Origin of the sequence: Polaribacter filamentus, from assembly GCF_002943715.1 — a bacterium.
Classification (GTDB): domain Bacteria; phylum Bacteroidota; class Bacteroidia; order Flavobacteriales; family Flavobacteriaceae; genus Polaribacter; species Polaribacter filamentus.
Genome location: NZ_MQUA01000013.1, coordinates 1,856,435 through 1,874,321, shown reverse-complemented (window position 1 = coordinate 1,874,321; position 17,887 = coordinate 1,856,435). Strand labels below are relative to the sequence as shown.

The following is a 17,887-nucleotide window of genomic DNA, read 5'->3' as shown; positions in this document are numbered from 1 at the left end:
TATTTTTATGAACATATTTAAATCCCATTTCTGGTATAACAAAAGCCAAAGGAATGGGATTTTCTTTTTAATTCTTTTGATACTTCTTCTTCAAGGATTTATTTTTTTTGATGTTTTTTCTTCGGATGAAATTATAGACACGAATAAGTCAAAAATTCTAGTTTTTCAAAGTCAAATAGATAGTTTAAAATCTGTAGAGATCGAAAATAGAAAGCCTAAAATTTATCCTTTTAACCCAAATTATATAACAGACTATAAAGGAGAACAATTAGGAATGTCTTTAGCCGAGATTGATCGATTATTAACTTTTAGAAAAACAAATAAATTTATCAACTCCCAAGATGAATTTCAGCAAGTAACTAAAGTGTCAGACTCTTTGTTAAGTGCAATTGCTCCGTATTTTAAATTTCCAGATTGGGTGGTAAATCAAAAACAGAATAACTCTAGTTTTAATAAGCAATCTCGTTATAAAAACAGCGTCATTTCGAGCGCCGTTAAGAGGTCAAGCACAGACATCAACGAAGCAACAGCGTCAGATTTTAAAACAATTAGTGGAATTGGCGTGGCGTTTTCAGAACGAATTATTCAGTATCGTTCTAAATTACAAGGATTTACTTATGAAAACCAACTCTATGAAGTTTGGGGATTAGATAAAGAAGTTGCAGATAAAGTCTTATCAATCTTTAAAATTGTTGATAAACCAATCATTGACAAAGTAAATGTAAATACGGTTACTTTCAAGGAATTACTCAAAAATCCGTACATTGATTATGAGTTGTGCAAGAAAATTTTTAACTACAGAGATGAAGTTGCCGAGCTTCAGTATATTTTAGAATTAAAAAATATCAAAGATTTTCCTTCAGCTAAGTACGATAGAATAGTCTTATATTTGTATGCTAATTAATTTAATAAATTACAAACAAATTTTTCGCTTATGAACAGTATGTATTTTACTGAAGAACATGAAGCATTTCGCTTGAGTTTTAAAGAGTTTTTACAAAAAGAAGTGGTTCCTCACATAGAGAAATGGGAAAAAACGGGAACGATTGAACGTTTTATTTGGAAGAAATTTGGTGAAATGGGTTATTTTGGATTATCAACTCCCGAAGAATATGGAGGAATTGATCTTGACCTTTTTTATACAGTCATTTTTTTAGAAGAATTACAAAAAATAAATTCAGGCGGATTTGCAGCTGCAATTTGGGCACATGAATATTTAGCAATGACACACCTAAATAAAGAAGCGAACGAAGCTACCAAACAAAAATATTTAGTACCAAGTGTAGAAGGAGATTTAATTGGTTGTTTGTGCATTACAGAACCTTTTGGTGGAAGTGATGTTGCAGGAATGCGTTCCACAGCAATCAAAACTGGAGATAAATATATTTTAAATGGCTCTAAAACCTTTATTACAAATGGTGTTTATTCAGATTATTTAATTGTTGCAGCGAAAACAGATCCATCAGATAAATATAAGGGAATCAGCATTTTTATAGTCGACAGGGACACAAAAGGAATCTCTGCAACCAAATTAGATAAGTTAGGTTGGCGCGCATCCGATACAGCAGAAATTGCTTTTGATAACGTAGAAATTCCTTTAGAAAACTTATTAGGAGAAGAAGGAAAAGGTTTTCCATACATTATGCAGCATTTTGCTCTAGAGCGTTTAATTATGGGTGTAAATGCACATGCAAGAGCAGAATTTGCTTTAGATTATGCTGTAAATTACATTAAAGAGCGCGTGGCTTTTGGTAAATCTTTAGATAAATTTCAAGCACTTAGACACAAGATTGCAGAAATGGCAAGTAAAGTTGATATTTGTAGAGAATATAATTATTCAATTACAAAGCGTTTAAATGACGGGCAGTATGTTGTAAAAGAAGCAAGTATGTCTAAATTATTATCAACAAAAATGGCAGACGAAGTTATTTATGACGCACTACAAATGTTAGGCGGTTATGGTTATATGGAAGAGTATCCGATGGCGCGTTTATTAAGAGACAGTAGATTGGGGCCTATTGGTGGCGGAACATCAGAAATATTAAAAGAGATTATTGCAAAAATTGTAATCGATCAGAAAGAATACAAACCAGCAACATAATTTTTTCACATATTAATAAATATAATTCTACAAGATTTAAAAATTTTGTAGAATTTTTCTTTTAGCTAAACATTGATAATTGAGTACTGACAACTGATAACTCTTTTACAGGGCGTTCCCTAAAAATGGCGAGCTTTGTACTGTATCTTTTTGGTGAAAAATAAAAAAGTATTCCGTTTCAATCTCAAACGCAAATTAAGTTTGTAAAAAGAAATAAAATTTTAATTTTTAATTGTTAATTAATACTTACATTTGCAATCCAAAAATGAACCAATAGTTTAACTACTATTCAAAATATAAAGATACGATGAAGGGAGGTGCATACTTATGTTAATTATACCTGTAAAAGAAGGAGAAAATATCGATAGAGCTTTAAAGCGCTATAAGAGAAAATTCGACAGAACCAAGACAATGAAGAACTTGCGTAGCAGAAAAAACTTTATGAAGCCATCTGTAGCGAATAGAGCTCAAAGAATTAAAGCGTCTTACGTTCAAAAATTAAGAACACAAGAAGAGGTAGGTTAGTAATAACTTATTTTAAGAGTATAAATCTCGTAACACATTTTGTGTTACGAGATTTTTTATGCGTTAAATTTTGTAAATTTACCAATAACCAATAACCAATAACCAATAACCAATAACCAATAACCAATAACCAATAACCAATAACCGATAACCGATAACCAATAACCAATAACCAATACCTTGATAGATTCATTTTTAGATTACGTATCGTTAGAAAAAAAATATTCTTTACATACATCAATAGCGTATAAGAATGATTTAATCTCGTTTAGAGACTTTTTAATCACGGAATACAACCAAGAAGAACTGGTAGCGGTAAACTATGGGCAAATAAGAAATTGGATCGTTTCTTTGGTTGATAGTGATATTTCAAATAGAACAATCAACAGAAAAGTGAGTTCACTAAAATCATTTTATAAATTTCTTCAGAAAAGCGAACAGATAAAAGTAAATCCACTTTCAAAACATAAAGCATTAAAAGTTGCAAAAAAGGTACAAATTCCGTTTACATCCAAAGAAATTAATTCAGTAATTGACATTGTTAGTGAAGAAAATGATTTTATATCTGTAAGAAACAAATTAATTGTAGAGTTGTTTTATTCTACAGGAATAAGAAGAATAGAGCTTATTAATATAAAAGAAAGAAATATTAGTTTTTCAGAGAACACTATTAAAGTTTTAGGTAAAAGAAATAAAGAGCGTTTTGTGCCTCTTTTGCAGTCTGTTGTGCCAACGTTAATAAACTATTTAGAGCTTAAAAGAGAGTTCTCTTTGGGGCTTGAAGAGCTTTTTATTACCGTAAAAGGAAATAAAATTTATGAAACGCTTGTCTATAGGATTATAAATTCATACTTTAGTAAAGTATCTTCGAAGGTAAAAAAGAGTCCTCATATTTTAAGGCATTCTTTCGCAACACACCTCTTAAATGAAGGCGCAGATTTAAATTCAGTTAAAGAATTGCTAGGGCATTCCTCTTTAGCTTCCACTCAAGCCTATACGCACAATAGTCTTGAAGTTATAAAAAAAGTATATAACCGAGCTCACCCTAGGGGCAACATAAAAAAGAATGATTTATGAAAGTATTCACGCAATCAGTAAATTTTAACGCAGACAGCACGTTAATTAAGTTTGTAGAAAAGAAAGTAGAATCTTTAGAAAAGTTTCATGATAAGATTGTAGATGCTGAAGTTTTTTTAAAAGTTCAAAATACAAGTGATAAAGAAAATAAAATTACAGAAATAAAAATAAATATTCCAGGAAGTGAATTAATTGTAAAGAGAGAGACGAAAACCTTTGAAGAGGGCGTAAATGCTGCAGTTGATAATTTAAAAAGACAATTAAAAAGGGCGAAAGAGAAGCATAGAGACTCTTTAATTTCATAAAAATGAAAATAAATAGAAAAATAATTATAAAATGTTTTAAAAATTAAAATAAACTCTTTACATTTGCAATCCGTTAGAAATAGCGGGTTGTTTTTTTGCAACAAAAGCCGATGTAGCTCAGCTGGCTAGAGCAGCTGATTTGTAATCAGCAGGTCGTGGGTTCGAGTCCCTCCATCGGCTCTTAAAAAAAAATAAGTTCATTAAAATAGTAAATTTAGAGGGGAGATACTCAAGCGGCCAACGAGGGCGGACTGTAACTCCGCTGACTACGTCTTCGCAGGTTCGAATCCTGCTCTCCCCACAAAATTTACATATTGCGAAAGTAGCTCAGTTGGTAGAGCGTCAGCCTTCCAAGCTGAATGTCGCCGGTTCGAACCCGGTCTTTCGCTCAAATTAAATCCAACAAAGCCGGTGTAGCTCAGTTGGTAGAGCGCATCCTTGGTAGGGATGAGGTCATGGGTTCAAGTCCCATCATTGGCTCATTGTAATACGCATTATTAGACACTAAATATATTTAAACTAAAGAATTAAAATTAATAATCATGGCAAAAGCAAATTTTGACCGTTCGAAGCCACACTTAAACATTGGTACTATCGGACACGTAGATCACGGTAAAACTACATTAACTGCAGCTATTACTAAAGTATTATCTGATGCTGGTTTTTGTGAGGCAAAATCATTTGATCAAATTGATAATGCTCCAGAAGAGAAAGAAAGAGGTATTACAATTAACACTTCTCACGTAGAGTATCAGACAGCTAATCGTCACTATGCACACGTTGACTGTCCAGGTCACGCGGATTATGTGAAGAACATGGTAACTGGTGCTGCACAAATGGATGGAGCAATTTTAGTTGTTGCTGCTACTGATGGTCCGATGCCTCAAACTAGAGAGCATATTTTATTAGGTCGTCAAGTAGGTATTCCTCGTATGGTTGTTTTCTTGAATAAAGTTGACATGGTTGATGATGAAGAGTTACTAGAGTTAGTAGATATGGAGGTGAGAGAATTATTATCTTTCTACGAGTATGATGGAGATAATGGTCCTGTAGTTTCTGGTTCCGCTTTAGGGGCTTTAAATGGTGAACAAAAATGGGTTGATACTGTGTTGGAATTAATGGAGCAAGTTGATGTTTGGATTGAAGAGCCTTTAAGAGAGGTTGATAAACCTTTCTTAATGCCTATTGAAGATGTATTTTCTATTACTGGTCGTGGAACTGTAGCTACAGGTCGTATCGAAACAGGTATCGCTAATACGGGAGATGTTGTTGATATTATTGGTATGGGAGCTGTTAAGTTAACTTCTACGATTACTGGTATTGAAATGTTTCGTCAAATATTAAATAGAGGTGAAGCTGGAGATAATGCAGGTATCTTATTAAGAGGTATTGCAAAAGAAGACATTAAGAGAGGTATGGTAATTTGTAAGCCAGGTTCTGTAACTCCACACGCTAAATTTAAAGCTGAGGTGTATGTTCTTAAGAAAGAAGAAGGTGGTCGCCACACTCCATTCCATAACAACTATCGTCCACAGTTCTATGTAAGAACTACAGATGTAACAGGTACTATTAATTTACCTGCAGGAGTTGAAATGGTAATGCCAGGAGATAACTTAACAATTACTGTAGATTTACTTCAGCCAATTGCATTAAATGTTGGTTTACGTTTTGCAATCCGTGAGGGTGGTAGAACTGTAGGAGCAGGTCAGGTGACTGAATTATTAGACTAAGATTTATTAGTTTATTAATAAATAAATTATAAGGTGTTCCGTTTTTAACGGAACGCCTTTATCAATGTATAATAAACGGGCGTAGTTCAGCGGTAGAGCACTGGTCTCCAAAACCAGCTGTCGGGAGTTCGAATCTCTCCGCCCGTGCAATAAAAGATAAAAATAAGATGAACTTTATACAATATATCAAAGATTCTTTTGGTGAATTAAATAATCATATGACTTGGGTATCTAAAGAGGAAGCTCAGAAATCAACTGTTACTGTAGCCGTTTTTACAATTGTGTTTGCACTAGCGGTTGCTGGTATTGATTATGTTTTTCAAACTGGATTAGATAACTTTTTCAAATTATTTTAAGAAATAAATTATGGCTGATACAGTGATGAAATGGTATGTTGTTAGAGCCATTGGTGGACAAGAAAATAAGGTAAAGGCTTATATAGAAACAGAGATTTCTAGGGTAGGATTGTCTGATTATGTTAGTCAAGTAATTGTACCAACGGAAAAAGTAGTTCAAATTAGAAACGGAAAAAAAGTTAATAGAGAAAGAGTTTACTTTCCTGGATATATTATGGTGGAGGCAAATCTTTCAGGAGAAGTACCTCACGTAATTAAATCTATCACTGGTGTTATTGGTTTTTTAGGAGAAACAAAAGGCGGAGAGCCAGTTCCTATGCGAAAATCCGAAGTAAACAGAATGTTAGGTAAAGTCGATGAACTTTCAGTTCAAGATGATAACATTGCAATCCCGTTTAATATAGGTGAAACTGTAAAAGTTGTAGATGGTCCATTTAATGGGTTTGACGGAACTATTGAAAAAGTTAACGAAGAAAAGCGTAAACTTGAAGTAATGGTGAAAATATTCGGAAGAAAAACTCCATTAGAACTAAGTTATATGCAAGTAGAAAAGATATAATTGTTACACAAGGATATAAATACCGATTTGTTTTAAGCTTCGAAAATTAAAACAAATTATTAAACATTTTAAAATGGCAAAAGAAGTTAGTAAAGTAGTTAAGTTACAAGTAAGGGGAGGCGCAGCGAATCCATCGCCGCCGGTTGGACCCGCTTTAGGTGCTGCTGGTGTTAATATTATGGAGTTCTGTAAACAGTTTAATGCAAGAACGCAAGACAAACAAGGTAAAATTGTACCTGTTGTTATTACTGTTTTCAAAGACAAATCGTTTGATTTTGTTGTAAAAACTCCTCCTGCAGCAGTTCAGTTACTAGAAGTGGCCAAAATTAAAAAGGGTTCAGGAGAACCAAACAGAAAGAAAGTAGCATCAGTTACTTGGGATCAAATCAAAGTTATTGCAGAAGATAAAATGGTAGATTTAAATGCCTTTGAAATTTCTTCAGCAATGCGTATGATTGCAGGTACAGCACGTTCTATGGGATTAACAGTAAAAGGTAATGCACCAGCATAAACTTTATAAAAAGTAGTAAAATGGCAAAATTAACAAAAAAGCAAAAAGAAGCACACTCAAAGTTAGATCGTTCTCAATCGTATGATTTAGCAGCAGCTTCAGCGCTAGTCAAAGACATTACCAATGTAAAGTTTGATGCATCTGTAGATATAGCAATACGTTTAGGAGTAGATCCTCGTAAGGCTAATCAAATGGTGAGAGGGGTTGTAACATTACCTCACGGAACTGGAAAAGATGTAAAGGTTTTAGCATTAGTAACACCAGATAAAGAAGCAGAAGCTTTAGAAGCAGGCGCGGATTATGTTGGGTTAGATGAGTACCTTCAAAAGATTAAAGGAGGATGGACAGATGTAGATGTAATTATTACAATGCCAAGTGTAATGGGTAAATTAGGTCCCTTAGGAAGAATTTTAGGTCCTAGAGGTTTAATGCCAAATCCAAAAACTGGCACTGTAACTATGGATGTTGCAAAAGCTGTGCAAGATGTAAAAGCTGGTAAAATCGATTTTAAAGTTGATAAAACAGGTATCGTACACGCAGCAATTGGAAAAGTATCTTTTGATGCTAAGAAAATTGAAGAAAATGCAAACGAGTTAATTCAAACAATTATTAAATTGAAACCAACAACAGCAAAAGGAACGTATGTTAAAAGCGTTTTTATGTCTAGTACTATGAGTCCTAGTATCGCTGTTGAAGTAAAAACTGTTTAATACGTTAAATACTTATAATTATGACGAGAGAAGAGAAATCACAGGTAATACAAGATTTAACAGCAGTATTAGCAGGAACAAATACTTTATATTTAGCTGATATTTCAGGACTAAATGCTCAAAGTACATCAAACTTACGTAGAGCTTGTTTTAAAGCAGGTGTTCAGTTATCAGTTGTTAAAAATACATTGCTTGCAAAAGCTATGGAGGCATCAGACAAAGATTTTGGGAATCTTCCATCAGTATTAAAAGGCAATACTTCAATGATGATTGCCGAGGCTTCTAATGCACCTGCAAAATTAATAAAAGACTTTAGAAAAAAGTCTAAAAAACCTTTATTAAAAGGAGCATTTGCAGAAGAGTCTGTATATATTGGAGATGAGCAATTAGATGCTCTTATAGATATTAAATCTAGAGAGGAACTTATTGGAGAAATCATTGGATTATTACAATCACCAGCTAAAAATGTTATTTCAGCATTACAGTCAGGTGGACAAAAACTTTCAGGTATTTTAAAAACATTATCTGAAAAATAAGTACGCGCACAAATAAACTATAATAAACAAAAATTTTTAAAAACAATTAAAATGGCAGATTTAAAAGATTTCGCAGAGCAATTAGTTAACTTAACAGTAAAAGAAGTTAATGAATTAGCTACTATTTTAAAAGACGAATATGGTATTGAGCCAGCAGCAGCAGTAGCAGTAGCAGGACCAGCAGCAGCAGAAGGTGATAGTGAAGCTGAAGAGCAAACTGAATTTGATGTAATTTTAGTAGCAGCAGGTGGTTCTAAACTAGCAGTTGTTAAATTAGTTAAGGAATTAACTGGTTTAGGATTAAAAGAGGCTAAAGGTGTTGTAGATAGTGCACCAGCACCAGTTAAAGAAGGTGTATCGAAAGCTGAGGCTGAAGGTCTTAAAGCAGCTTTAGAAGAAGCAGGAGCTGAGGTAGAGCTTAAATAAGCTTTTAATCCTGATTACGCATTAGTGTAGCAGGAAAACAAATTTAGGTTTAGGCACTAAAAACTCGTTTTTAGGCCTAAACCATTTTGTGTATATATTCGTTCTTTATTTTAATTCAGATTTTAATCAAAAAAATATTCTCTTTTGGCAACGAAAAACACTACTGAAAGAATCAACTTCGCCACTTCTAAAATGATTAAGGAATATCCAGACTTTTTGGATATTCAGGTTAAATCTTTTCAAGATTTTTTCCAACTTCAAACAAAAGCAGAAGAAAGAGGTGAAGAAGGTTTGTATAAAACCTTCATGGATAACTTTCCAATTACAGATACAAGAAATCAATTTGTATTAGAATTTTTAGATTACTTTGTAGACCCTCCAAGATATTCAATTCAAGAATGTATTGAAAGGGGACTTACGCACAGTGTGCCTTTAAAAGCACGACTAAAATTGTACTGTACAGATCCAGAACATGAAGATTTTGAAACGATTGTTCAAGATGTTTATCTTGGTACAATTCCTTATATGACAAACTCAGGTACCTTTGTAATAAATGGTGCAGAGCGTGTTGTGGTTTCTCAATTGCACAGGTCTCCTGGTGTATTTTTTGGGCAGTCTTTCCATGCAAATGGTACAAAATTATATTCAGCAAGAGTAATTCCTTTTAAAGGTTCTTGGATAGAATTTGCTACTGATATCAATCAAGTAATGTATGCTTATATTGATAGAAAGAAAAAATTACCAGTTACAACATTATTCAGAGCTATTGGTTTTGAAAGAGATAAAGATATTTTAGAGATTTTTGACCTTGCAGAAGAAGTTAAAGTTTCTAAGGCTGGATTAAAGAAAGTATTAGGTCGCAAATTGGCAGCTAGAGTTTTAAAAACTTGGCATGAAGATTTCGTGGACGAAGATACTGGTGAGGTTGTATCAATCGAAAGAAATGAAATCATTTTTGATCGTGATACAATTCTTGATAAAGAACACATAGATGAAATAATAGATGCAGGTGCTAAAACGGTTTTACTTCACAAAGAAGATAACCATATGGCAGATTATGCTATTATTCACAATACATTACAAAAAGATCCTACAAATTCAGAAAAAGAAGCAGTAGAGCATATCTATAGACAATTACGTAACGCAGAACCGCCAGATGAGGAAACTGCAAGAGGTATTATCGATAAGTTATTCTTCTCTGAACAACGTTATAATTTAGGTGAAGTTGGTCGTTTTAGAATGAACACGAAGCTTCAGTTAAATGAACCTATTGATCAAAAAGTATTAACAAAATTAGATATTATAACCATTATTAAATATTTAATTGAGTTAATAAATTCAAAAGCTGAGGTTGATGATATTGATCACTTATCGAATAGACGTGTAAGAACTGTTGGTGAGCAATTAGCAGGTCAGTTTGGTGTTGGTTTAGCTCGTATGGCAAGAACAATTCGTGAACGTATGAATGTGCGTGATAACGAAGTGTTTACACCAATCGATTTAATTAATGCTAAAACATTGTCATCTGTAATTAATTCATTTTTTGGAACAAACCAATTGTCTCAATTTATGGATCAAACAAATCCATTAGCAGAGATTACTCATAAACGTAGATTATCTGCACTAGGACCTGGAGGTTTATCTAGAGAAAGGGCTGGCTTTGAGGTTCGTGATGTTCACTATACTCATTATGGTCGTTTATGTCCTATCGAAACTCCTGAGGGACCAAATATTGGTTTAATTTCTTCACTTGCGGTTTTTGCAAAAGTGAATAATTTAGGATTTATTGAAACGCCATATAGAAAAGTAGAGAATGGTGTTGTTGGAACAGATGAACCAATATATTTAAGTGCTGAAGAAGAAGAAGGTATGAAAATTGCCCAATCTAATTTAGAGTTAAATGAAGATGGAACGATTGTTTTAGATAGAGTTATTGCGCGTGAGGAAGGGGATTTCCCTGTAGTTAATCCAGATGAGATTAATTATATGGATGTTGCACCGAATCAAATTGCATCAATTTCGGCATCTTTAATTCCTTTCTTGGAGCATGATGATGCCAACCGTGCATTAATGGGATCTAACATGATGCGTCAAGCAGTTCCATTATTACGCCCAGAATCTCCTATTGTAGGTACAGGTTTAGAACGCAGAGTTGCAAAAGATTCTCGAATCTTAATCAATGCAGAAAGGGCGGGTGTTGTAGAATATGTTGATGCTAATAAAATTACCATCAAGTACGACAGAACTGAACAAGAAAAATTGGTAAGTTTTGAATCTGATGAAGTTACGTATAACTTAATCAAATTTAGAAAAACGAATCAAGGAACTTCAATCAATCTAAAACCAATTGTAGAAAGAGGCGATAGAGTAACTGAAGGTCAAGTTTTATGTGAAGGGTATGCGACAGAAAAAGGAGAATTAGCTTTAGGAAGAAATATGAAAGTTGCCTTTATGCCTTGGAAAGGGTATAACTTTGAGGATGCAATTGTAATTTCTGAAAAAGTAGTTCGTGAAGATATATTTACATCTATTCATATTGATGAGTATTCTTTAGACGTAAGAGATACAAAATTAGGAGTTGAAGAACTTACTAATGATATTCCTAACGTTTCTGAAGAAGCTACTAAAGATTTAGATGAAAATGGAATGATTAGAATTGGGGCAGAAGTAAATCCTGGTGATATCTTAATTGGTAAAATCACACCAAAAGGAGAATCTGATCCAACTCCAGAGGAAAAATTATTACGTGCTATTTTTGGTGATAAAGCAGGTGATGTAAAAGATGCATCATTAAAAGCTTCTCCATCATTAAGAGGTGTAGTAATTGATAAAAAATTATTCAAGAGAGCTGTAAAAGATAAGACGAAGAGATTAAGAGATAAAGAGGCGTTAGCAACTTTAGAATCTTCTTTTGTGTCTAAATTTGAAAACTTAAAAGATGAGTTAATTGAAAAGTTGTTTACACTTATTAGTGGGAAAACTTCTCAAGGAGTATTTAACGATTTAGGAGAAGAAGTTTTACCAAAAGGTAAAAAATACACACTTAAAATGTTAAATTCTGTAGACGATTATGTTCACTTAACAGGATCTTGGACAACGGATAAAGAGTTAAATGATTTAGTAGGTGAATTAGTTCACAACTACAAAATCAAGGTAAACGATTTACAAGGTAATTTACGTCGTCAAAAATTCACTATTTCTGTAGGTGATGAGTTACCAGCAGGAATCTTGAAACTGGCTAAAATTTATATCGCTAAAAAACGTAAATTAAAAGTAGGTGATAAAATGGCTGGACGTCATGGAAATAAAGGTATTGTTGCTAGAATTGTAAGAGCAGAAGATATGCCTTTCTTAGAAGACGGAACTCCTGTAGATATTGTGTTAAATCCTTTAGGGGTGCCTTCTCGTATGAACATTGGTCAAATTTATGAAACTGTTCTTGGTTGGGCAGGTCAAAAATTAGGTACTAAATATGCAACGCCAATTTTTGATGGAGCATCTTTAGATCAAATCAATGAAATTACAGATCAAGCAGGTGTGCCAAGATTTGGACATACTTATTTATATGATGGTGGAACGGGAAAACGTTTTGATCAACCAGCAACAGTTGGTATCATTTATATGATTAAGTTAGGACACATGATTGAAGATAAAATGCATGCACGTTCTATAGGACCATATTCATTAATTACACAACAACCTTTAGGTGGTAAAGCACAATTTGGAGGTCAGCGTTTTGGAGAGATGGAAGTTTGGGCACTAGAAGCATATGGTGCATCTAGCATATTAAGAGAAATCTTAACTGTAAAATCTGATGATGTAATGGGTAGAGCTAAAACGTATGAAGCGATCGTTAAAGGCGAAACTATGCCAGAACCAGGTTTACCAGAATCGTTTAACGTATTAATGCATGAGCTTAAAGGTTTAGGTTTAGACGTTAGATTAGAGGAATAAATTTTTTCAGTAACCAGTTTTCAGTAGTAATTAGCAGTTTGCGAAACCTACTGAAAGCTGTATACTGCCAACTGAATACTTATTAAAAGACATGGCAAGAAATCAAGAGAAATACACTGTAAAAAAGTTTAATAAAATCTCAATAGGTTTATCATCACCAGAAGCTATTTTAGAAATTTCTAAAGGTGAAGTTTTAAAACCAGAAACTATAAATTATCGTACGCACAAACCAGAAAGAGATGGTTTATTTTGTGAGCGTATTTTTGGTCCTGTAAAGGATTACGAATGTGCTTGTGGAAAGTACAAAAGAATTCGTTACAAAGGTATTGTTTGTGACCGATGTGGAGTAGAAGTAACTGAAAAGAAAGTACGTAGAGATAGAGTAGGGCATATTAATTTAGTGGTTCCTGTAGCCCATATTTGGTATTTTAGATCATTACCTAACAAAATGGGATACCTTTTAGGTTTGCCATCTAAGAAGTTAGATATGATTATTTACTACGAACGCTATGTAGTAATTCAGCCAGGTATTGCAAAAAATGTTGAAGGAGCGCCATTGAAAAAAATGGATTTCTTAACAGAAGAAGAATACTTGGATATTGCGGATACTTTACCACAAGAAAATCAATATTTAGATGATGTTGACCCAAATAAGTTTATCGCTAAAATGGGAGCAGAGTGTTTAATTGATTTATTAGCTCGTATCGATTTAGATGCGTTGTCTTTTGAATTAAGACACAAAGCAAATACAGAAACTTCTAAACAACGTAAAACTGAAGCTCTAAAACGTTTAAATGTTGTTGAAGCATTTAGAGATTCTCAAAAAAATAGAGAAAACAAGCCAGAGTGGATGATTATGAAGGCAGTTCCGGTAATTCCACCAGAATTACGTCCTTTAGTTCCATTAGATGGAGGTCGTTTTGCTACTTCAGATTTAAATGATTTATATAGAAGAGTTATTATCAGAAACAATCGTTTAAAAAGATTAGTTGAGATAAAAGCACCAGAAGTTATTTTACGTAATGAAAAACGTATGTTACAAGAATCTGTAGATTCATTGTTTGACAATACGCGTAAATCATCCGCAGTAAAAACTGAATCTAACAGACCTTTAAAATCTTTATCAGATTCATTAAAAGGTAAACAAGGACGTTTCCGTCAGAATTTATTAGGTAAACGTGTGGATTATTCAGCACGTTCTGTAATTGTTGTTGGACCAGAATTAAAGCTATCAGAATGTGGTATTCCAAAAGAGATGGCAGCAGAACTTTACAAACCTTTTGTAATTAGAAAATTAATTGAAAGAGGAATTGTAAAAACTGTTAAATCTGCGAAGAAAATAATAGATAGAAAAGAACCAGTTGTTTGGGATATTTTAGAAAATGTAATTAAAGGACATCCTGTTTTATTAAACAGAGCACCTACTTTACACAGACTTGGTATTCAGGCATTTCAACCAAAATTAATTGAAGGTAAAGCTATACAGTTGCACCCATTAGTGTGTACAGCCTTTAATGCCGATTTTGATGGGGATCAAATGGCAGTTCACTTACCATTAGGACCAGAAGCTATTCTAGAAGCACAAATTTTAATGTTGGGCTCTCATAATATCTTAAACCCTGCAAATGGTGCGCCAGTAACTGTTCCTTCTCAGGATATGGTACTTGGTTTATATTATATGACAAAAGAGAGAATTTCTACTCCAGAAGTACCTATTAAAGGAGAAGGATTAACTTTCTATTCACCAGAAGAAGTAACGATTGCTTTTAACGAAGAAATGGTTGATTTAAATGCTGGTATCAAAGTAAGAACGTATGATGTTGATGAAGATGGAAATCAAGTTCGTAAAATTATAAAAACTACTGTTGGTAGAGTTTTATTTAACGAAGTTGTTCCTCCTGCCGCAGGATATATTAATGAAGTATTAACTAAGAAAAATTTACGTGGAATTATCGGTGCAATTTTAAAAGCTACTGATATTCCAACAACAGGAGATTTCTTAGACCAAATAAAAAATATGGGATATAAATTTGCCTTCCAAGGTGGTTTATCATTCTCATTAGGGGATATTATTATTCCTGAAGAAAAGAAATCTATGATTGAAGCTGCTAATATTGAGGTAGCGGCAATAGTAGGTAATTATAACATGGGTATGTTAACGCAAAAAGAGCGTTACAATCAGGTAATTGACGTTTGGGGTTCTACCAACAATAGATTAACTGAATTATCTATGAAAAATTTACGTGAAGATCAACAGGGTTTCAACTCAGTATACATGATGCTTGATTCTGGTGCAAGGGGTTCTAAAGAACAAATTCGTCAGTTAACAGGTATGCGTGGATTAATGGCAAAACCTAAAAAATCTACAGCTGGTGGTGGAGAAATTATTGAGAATCCGATTCTTTCTAACTTTAAGGAAGGATTATCAATTCTTGAATACTTTATTTCTACTCACGGTGCACGTAAAGGACTTGCAGATACCGCTTTAAAAACGGCAGATGCTGGTTACTTAACTCGTAGATTAGTAGATGTTTCTCAAGATGTTATTATTAACGAGGAAGATTGTGGAACATTAAGAGGATTAGAAGTTTCTCCATTAAAGAAAAATGATGAGATTGTAGAATCTTTATCAGACAGAATTGAAGGAAGAATTTCTCTCAACGATGTGTATGATCCTTTAACAGATGAATTGTTATTAGAAGCAAATCAATCAATATCTTCTAAATTAGCAGATAAAGTTGACGCTTCAGGAATAGATACCGTTTATGTAAGATCTGCATTAACTTGTGAATCTTCGAAAGGTATCTGTGCAAAATGTTACGGCCAAAGTTTATCAACTCGTAACAAAGTTCAAATTGGAGAAGCAGTTGGTGTAATAGCAGCGCAATCTATTGGAGAACCTGGTACGCAGTTAACATTACGTACATTCCACGTTGGTGGGGTTGCAGGTAACATATCGCAAGAAAATAAGTTAATTGCTAAGCATGAAGGTAGAGTAGTAATTGATGATTTACGATCTGTTGTTGGTAAAGACAATGATGGTAAAGAAATTGATATTGTAATTTCTAGAACAGCAGAAATTAAAATTATTGATAAGAAAACAGATATCACATTAAGTACAAACATACTTCCTTATGGATCTGTAATTTTTGATAAAGAAAGAAAGTCTATTAAAAAAGGAGATGTAATTGTTCAATGGGATCCATTTAACGGTGTAATTGTTTCTGAATTTGGAGGTAAAGTTAAGTTTGACAATTTAGAACAAGGTGTAAACTACTCTGTAGAGATTGATGAGCAAACAGGTTTCCAAGAAAAAGTAATGATAGATTCTAAAAACAAGAAACTTATTGCTTCTTTAATTATTGAGGACACCGATGGTAATGCATTGCGTTCATACAGTTTACCTGTAGGGGCTCACTTAATGGTTAGTGATGGAGATAAAGTTGAGTCTGGTCATACAATCGTAAAAATACCAAGAAAATCTGGTAAAGCAGGCGATATTACTGGAGGTTTGCCTCGTGTAACAGAATTGTTTGAAGCACGTAATCCTTCAAATCCATCTGTAGTTTCAGAAATTGACGGTGTTGTGTCTTTCGGAAAAATTAAGCGTGGAAATAGAGAGATTATTGTTGAATCTAAAACAGGAGATATTAGTAAGTATTTAGTAAAACTTTCTAACCAAATCTTAGTTCAAGAAAATGACTTTATTAAAGCAGGTATGCCTTTATCTGATGGAGCAACCACTCCTTCTGATATTTTAAGAATAAAAGGTCCATCCGCAGTGCAAGAATACTTAGTAAATGAAATACAAGAAGTATATCGTTTACAAGGTGTAAAAATTAACGACAAACATTTCGAAGTTGTTGTTCGTCAAATGATGCGTAAAGTTAAAATTATTGATTCTGGAGATACTTTATTCCTAGAAAATCAATTAATTCACAAAAATGACTTTATCGAAGAAAATGATGCAATCTACGGAATGAAAGTTGTTGAAGATGATGGAGATTCTGAAAACTTAAAAGCAGGTCAAATTATTTCTGCACGTCAACTAAGAGATGAAAATTCTTTACTAAGAAGAAATGACAAGAACTTAGTTACTGCAAGAGATGCTAAACCAGCAACGGCTGAACAAGTTTTACAAGGTATTACAAGAGCATCGCTACAAACTAAATCGTTTATTTCTGCAGCTTCTTTCCAAGAAACTACAAAAGTATTAAACGAGGCAGCTGTAAGTGGTAAAATAGATACTTTAGAAGGATTAAAAGAGAATGTTATTGTTGGTAAGAGAATTCCTGCGGGAACAGGTATGAGAGCTTACGAACACATTTTAGTTGGTCCTAAAGACGAAATAGAAAAGAGTTTCTAATAAACGTTTAAAACATTACTATTTTAAAAGTTGAATTGTTTACTGTAACTTAATTACATTATTCAATTCAACTTTTTTATTTTTATATATTCACACAATTAAATGATTTAAATTATGGAAGAAAATCAAAATAAAGAGGGTCAGTTAAATATTCAATTAGATCAAGATGTTGCAGAAGGAACGTATTCTAACTTGGCAATTATTAATCATTCAGTTTCAGAATTTATTGTAGATTTTATAAATATAATGCCGGGAGTGCCAAAGGCAAAAGTAAAATCTAGAATTATTTTAACACCACAACATGCTAAAAGATTAACAAAAGCTTTAGCTGATAATGTTAGAAAGTTTGAAAAAGCCCATGGCGAAATTAAAGATTATGAGCAAGCACCAATTCCGATGAATTTTGGACCTACTGGTCAAGCTTAAAAAAAAATAATTTATACAGTATTACTTTTCTCTAAACCCCTAATATATTGAGAAGGCTTAACACCTTTAACTTTTATAAAAACTTTAGAAAAAGAATCTGAATTACTAAACCCTGCCTCTTGTGCTATTGCTTTTATTGTAAATTTACGAATAGCAGGGTTTATTTTAAGTTGATTGACAATGTTATGTATTCTTAAATTATTCAGATAGTTAGAAAAAGAAGTGCTTTTGTATTGGTTAATAATTTTAGAGAGGTAATTAGTGTTTGTATTTAATCTTTTAGCCAATAAACTTAAAGTTATTTT

16 protein-coding genes and 5 tRNA genes are annotated in these 17,887 nt (G+C 33.1%); 20 read left to right on the top strand and 1 reads right to left on the bottom strand.

Annotation, left to right across the window (positions count from 1 at the left end):
• The first annotated feature begins 7 nt into the window (after nucleotides 1-7).
• The 20 genes from BST83_RS10900 (at nucleotide 8) to BST83_RS10805 (ending at nucleotide 17,582) form a co-directional block, all read left to right on the top strand.
• Complete coding sequence (locus BST83_RS10900; protein WP_104809811.1) at nucleotides 8-904, top strand: ComEA family DNA-binding protein; 897 nt, start codon at nucleotides 8-10, stop codon at nucleotides 902-904.
• 30 nt (nucleotides 905-934) lie between these two features.
• Complete coding sequence (locus BST83_RS10895; RefSeq protein ID WP_104809810.1) at nucleotides 935-2,101, top strand: acyl-CoA dehydrogenase family protein; 1,167 nt, start codon at nucleotides 935-937, stop codon at nucleotides 2,099-2,101.
• Nucleotides 2,102-2,428: 327 nt separating this feature from the next.
• Nucleotides 2,429-2,626, top strand: a complete 198-nt coding sequence (gene rpsU / locus BST83_RS10890; protein WP_104809809.1) for a 30S ribosomal protein S21 — start codon at nucleotides 2,429-2,431, stop codon at nucleotides 2,624-2,626.
• Between the two features lie 180 nt (nucleotides 2,627-2,806).
• Nucleotides 2,807-3,703, top strand: a complete 897-nt coding sequence (locus BST83_RS10885) for a tyrosine-type recombinase/integrase (protein ID WP_240614727.1) — start codon at nucleotides 2,807-2,809, stop codon at nucleotides 3,701-3,703.
• Nucleotides 3,700-4,008, top strand: coding sequence for a ribosome hibernation-promoting factor, HPF/YfiA family (gene hpf, locus BST83_RS10880; RefSeq protein WP_104809807.1), 309 nt, complete (start codon nucleotides 3,700-3,702; stop codon nucleotides 4,006-4,008). The genes BST83_RS10885 and hpf overlap by 4 nt, the downstream gene beginning before the upstream one ends.
• 106 nt (nucleotides 4,009-4,114) lie before the next feature.
• Nucleotides 4,115-4,188, top strand: a tRNA-Thr gene (locus BST83_RS10875).
• Nucleotides 4,189-4,227: 39 nt separating this feature from the next.
• Nucleotides 4,228-4,309, top strand: a tRNA-Tyr gene (locus BST83_RS10870).
• Between the two features lie 15 nt (nucleotides 4,310-4,324).
• Nucleotides 4,325-4,397, top strand: a tRNA-Gly gene (locus tag BST83_RS10865).
• 18 nt (nucleotides 4,398-4,415) lie between these two features.
• Nucleotides 4,416-4,488: transfer RNA gene (locus BST83_RS10860), tRNA-Thr, on the top strand.
• Nucleotides 4,489-4,550: 62 nt separating this feature from the next.
• Complete coding sequence (gene tuf / locus BST83_RS10855) at nucleotides 4,551-5,738, top strand: elongation factor Tu (RefSeq protein ID WP_104809806.1); 1,188 nt, start codon at nucleotides 4,551-4,553, stop codon at nucleotides 5,736-5,738.
• Nucleotides 5,739-5,813: 75 nt separating this feature from the next.
• Nucleotides 5,814-5,885 (top strand) — tRNA-Trp (locus BST83_RS10850).
• A 20-nt stretch (nucleotides 5,886-5,905) separates the two neighbouring features.
• Nucleotides 5,906-6,094, top strand: coding sequence for a preprotein translocase subunit SecE (secE, locus tag BST83_RS10845; RefSeq protein WP_104809805.1), 189 nt, complete (start codon nucleotides 5,906-5,908; stop codon nucleotides 6,092-6,094).
• Nucleotides 6,095-6,104: 10 nt separating this feature from the next.
• Nucleotides 6,105-6,653 carry a transcription termination/antitermination protein NusG gene (gene nusG, locus BST83_RS10840; protein ID WP_104809804.1) on the top strand — a complete coding sequence of 183 codons (549 nt, stop codon included), beginning with the start codon at nucleotides 6,105-6,107 and terminating at the stop codon, nucleotides 6,651-6,653.
• A gap of 73 nt (nucleotides 6,654-6,726) precedes the next feature.
• The gene (gene rplK, locus BST83_RS10835) at nucleotides 6,727-7,164 is read left to right on the top strand and encodes a 50S ribosomal protein L11 (protein WP_104809803.1); all 438 of its coding nucleotides are present in this window, start codon (nucleotides 6,727-6,729) and stop codon (nucleotides 7,162-7,164) included.
• Nucleotides 7,165-7,184: 20 nt separating this feature from the next.
• A complete protein-coding gene (gene rplA / locus BST83_RS10830; protein WP_104809802.1) occupies nucleotides 7,185-7,874 on the top strand; it encodes a 50S ribosomal protein L1 in 690 nt (229 codons plus the stop codon).
• A 20-nt stretch (nucleotides 7,875-7,894) separates the two neighbouring features.
• Entirely contained in the window at nucleotides 7,895-8,410 is a 516-nt protein-coding gene (rplJ, locus tag BST83_RS10825) for a 50S ribosomal protein L10 (RefSeq protein ID WP_104809801.1), read from the top strand.
• Nucleotides 8,411-8,461: 51 nt separating this feature from the next.
• A complete protein-coding gene (gene rplL / locus BST83_RS10820) occupies nucleotides 8,462-8,836 on the top strand; it encodes a 50S ribosomal protein L7/L12 (RefSeq protein ID WP_104809800.1) in 375 nt (124 codons plus the stop codon).
• 144 nt (nucleotides 8,837-8,980) lie between these two features.
• The gene (gene rpoB / locus BST83_RS10815) at nucleotides 8,981-12,790 is read left to right on the top strand and encodes a DNA-directed RNA polymerase subunit beta (RefSeq protein ID WP_104809799.1); all 3,810 of its coding nucleotides are present in this window, start codon (nucleotides 8,981-8,983) and stop codon (nucleotides 12,788-12,790) included.
• Between the two features lie 91 nt (nucleotides 12,791-12,881).
• Entirely contained in the window at nucleotides 12,882-17,156 is a 4,275-nt protein-coding gene (gene rpoC / locus BST83_RS10810) for a DNA-directed RNA polymerase subunit beta' (RefSeq protein WP_104809798.1), read from the top strand.
• 114 nt (nucleotides 17,157-17,270) lie between these two features.
• Nucleotides 17,271-17,582, top strand: coding sequence for a DUF3467 domain-containing protein (locus tag BST83_RS10805; RefSeq protein WP_104809797.1), 312 nt, complete (start codon nucleotides 17,271-17,273; stop codon nucleotides 17,580-17,582).
• A gap of 11 nt (nucleotides 17,583-17,593) precedes the next feature.
• Here BST83_RS10805 and BST83_RS10800 read toward each other — a convergent pair whose 3' ends face one another.
• A complete protein-coding gene (locus BST83_RS10800) occupies nucleotides 17,594-17,869 on the bottom strand; it encodes a helix-turn-helix domain-containing protein (protein WP_170062776.1) in 276 nt (91 codons plus the stop codon).
• Nucleotides 17,870-17,887: the final 18 nt, after the last annotated feature.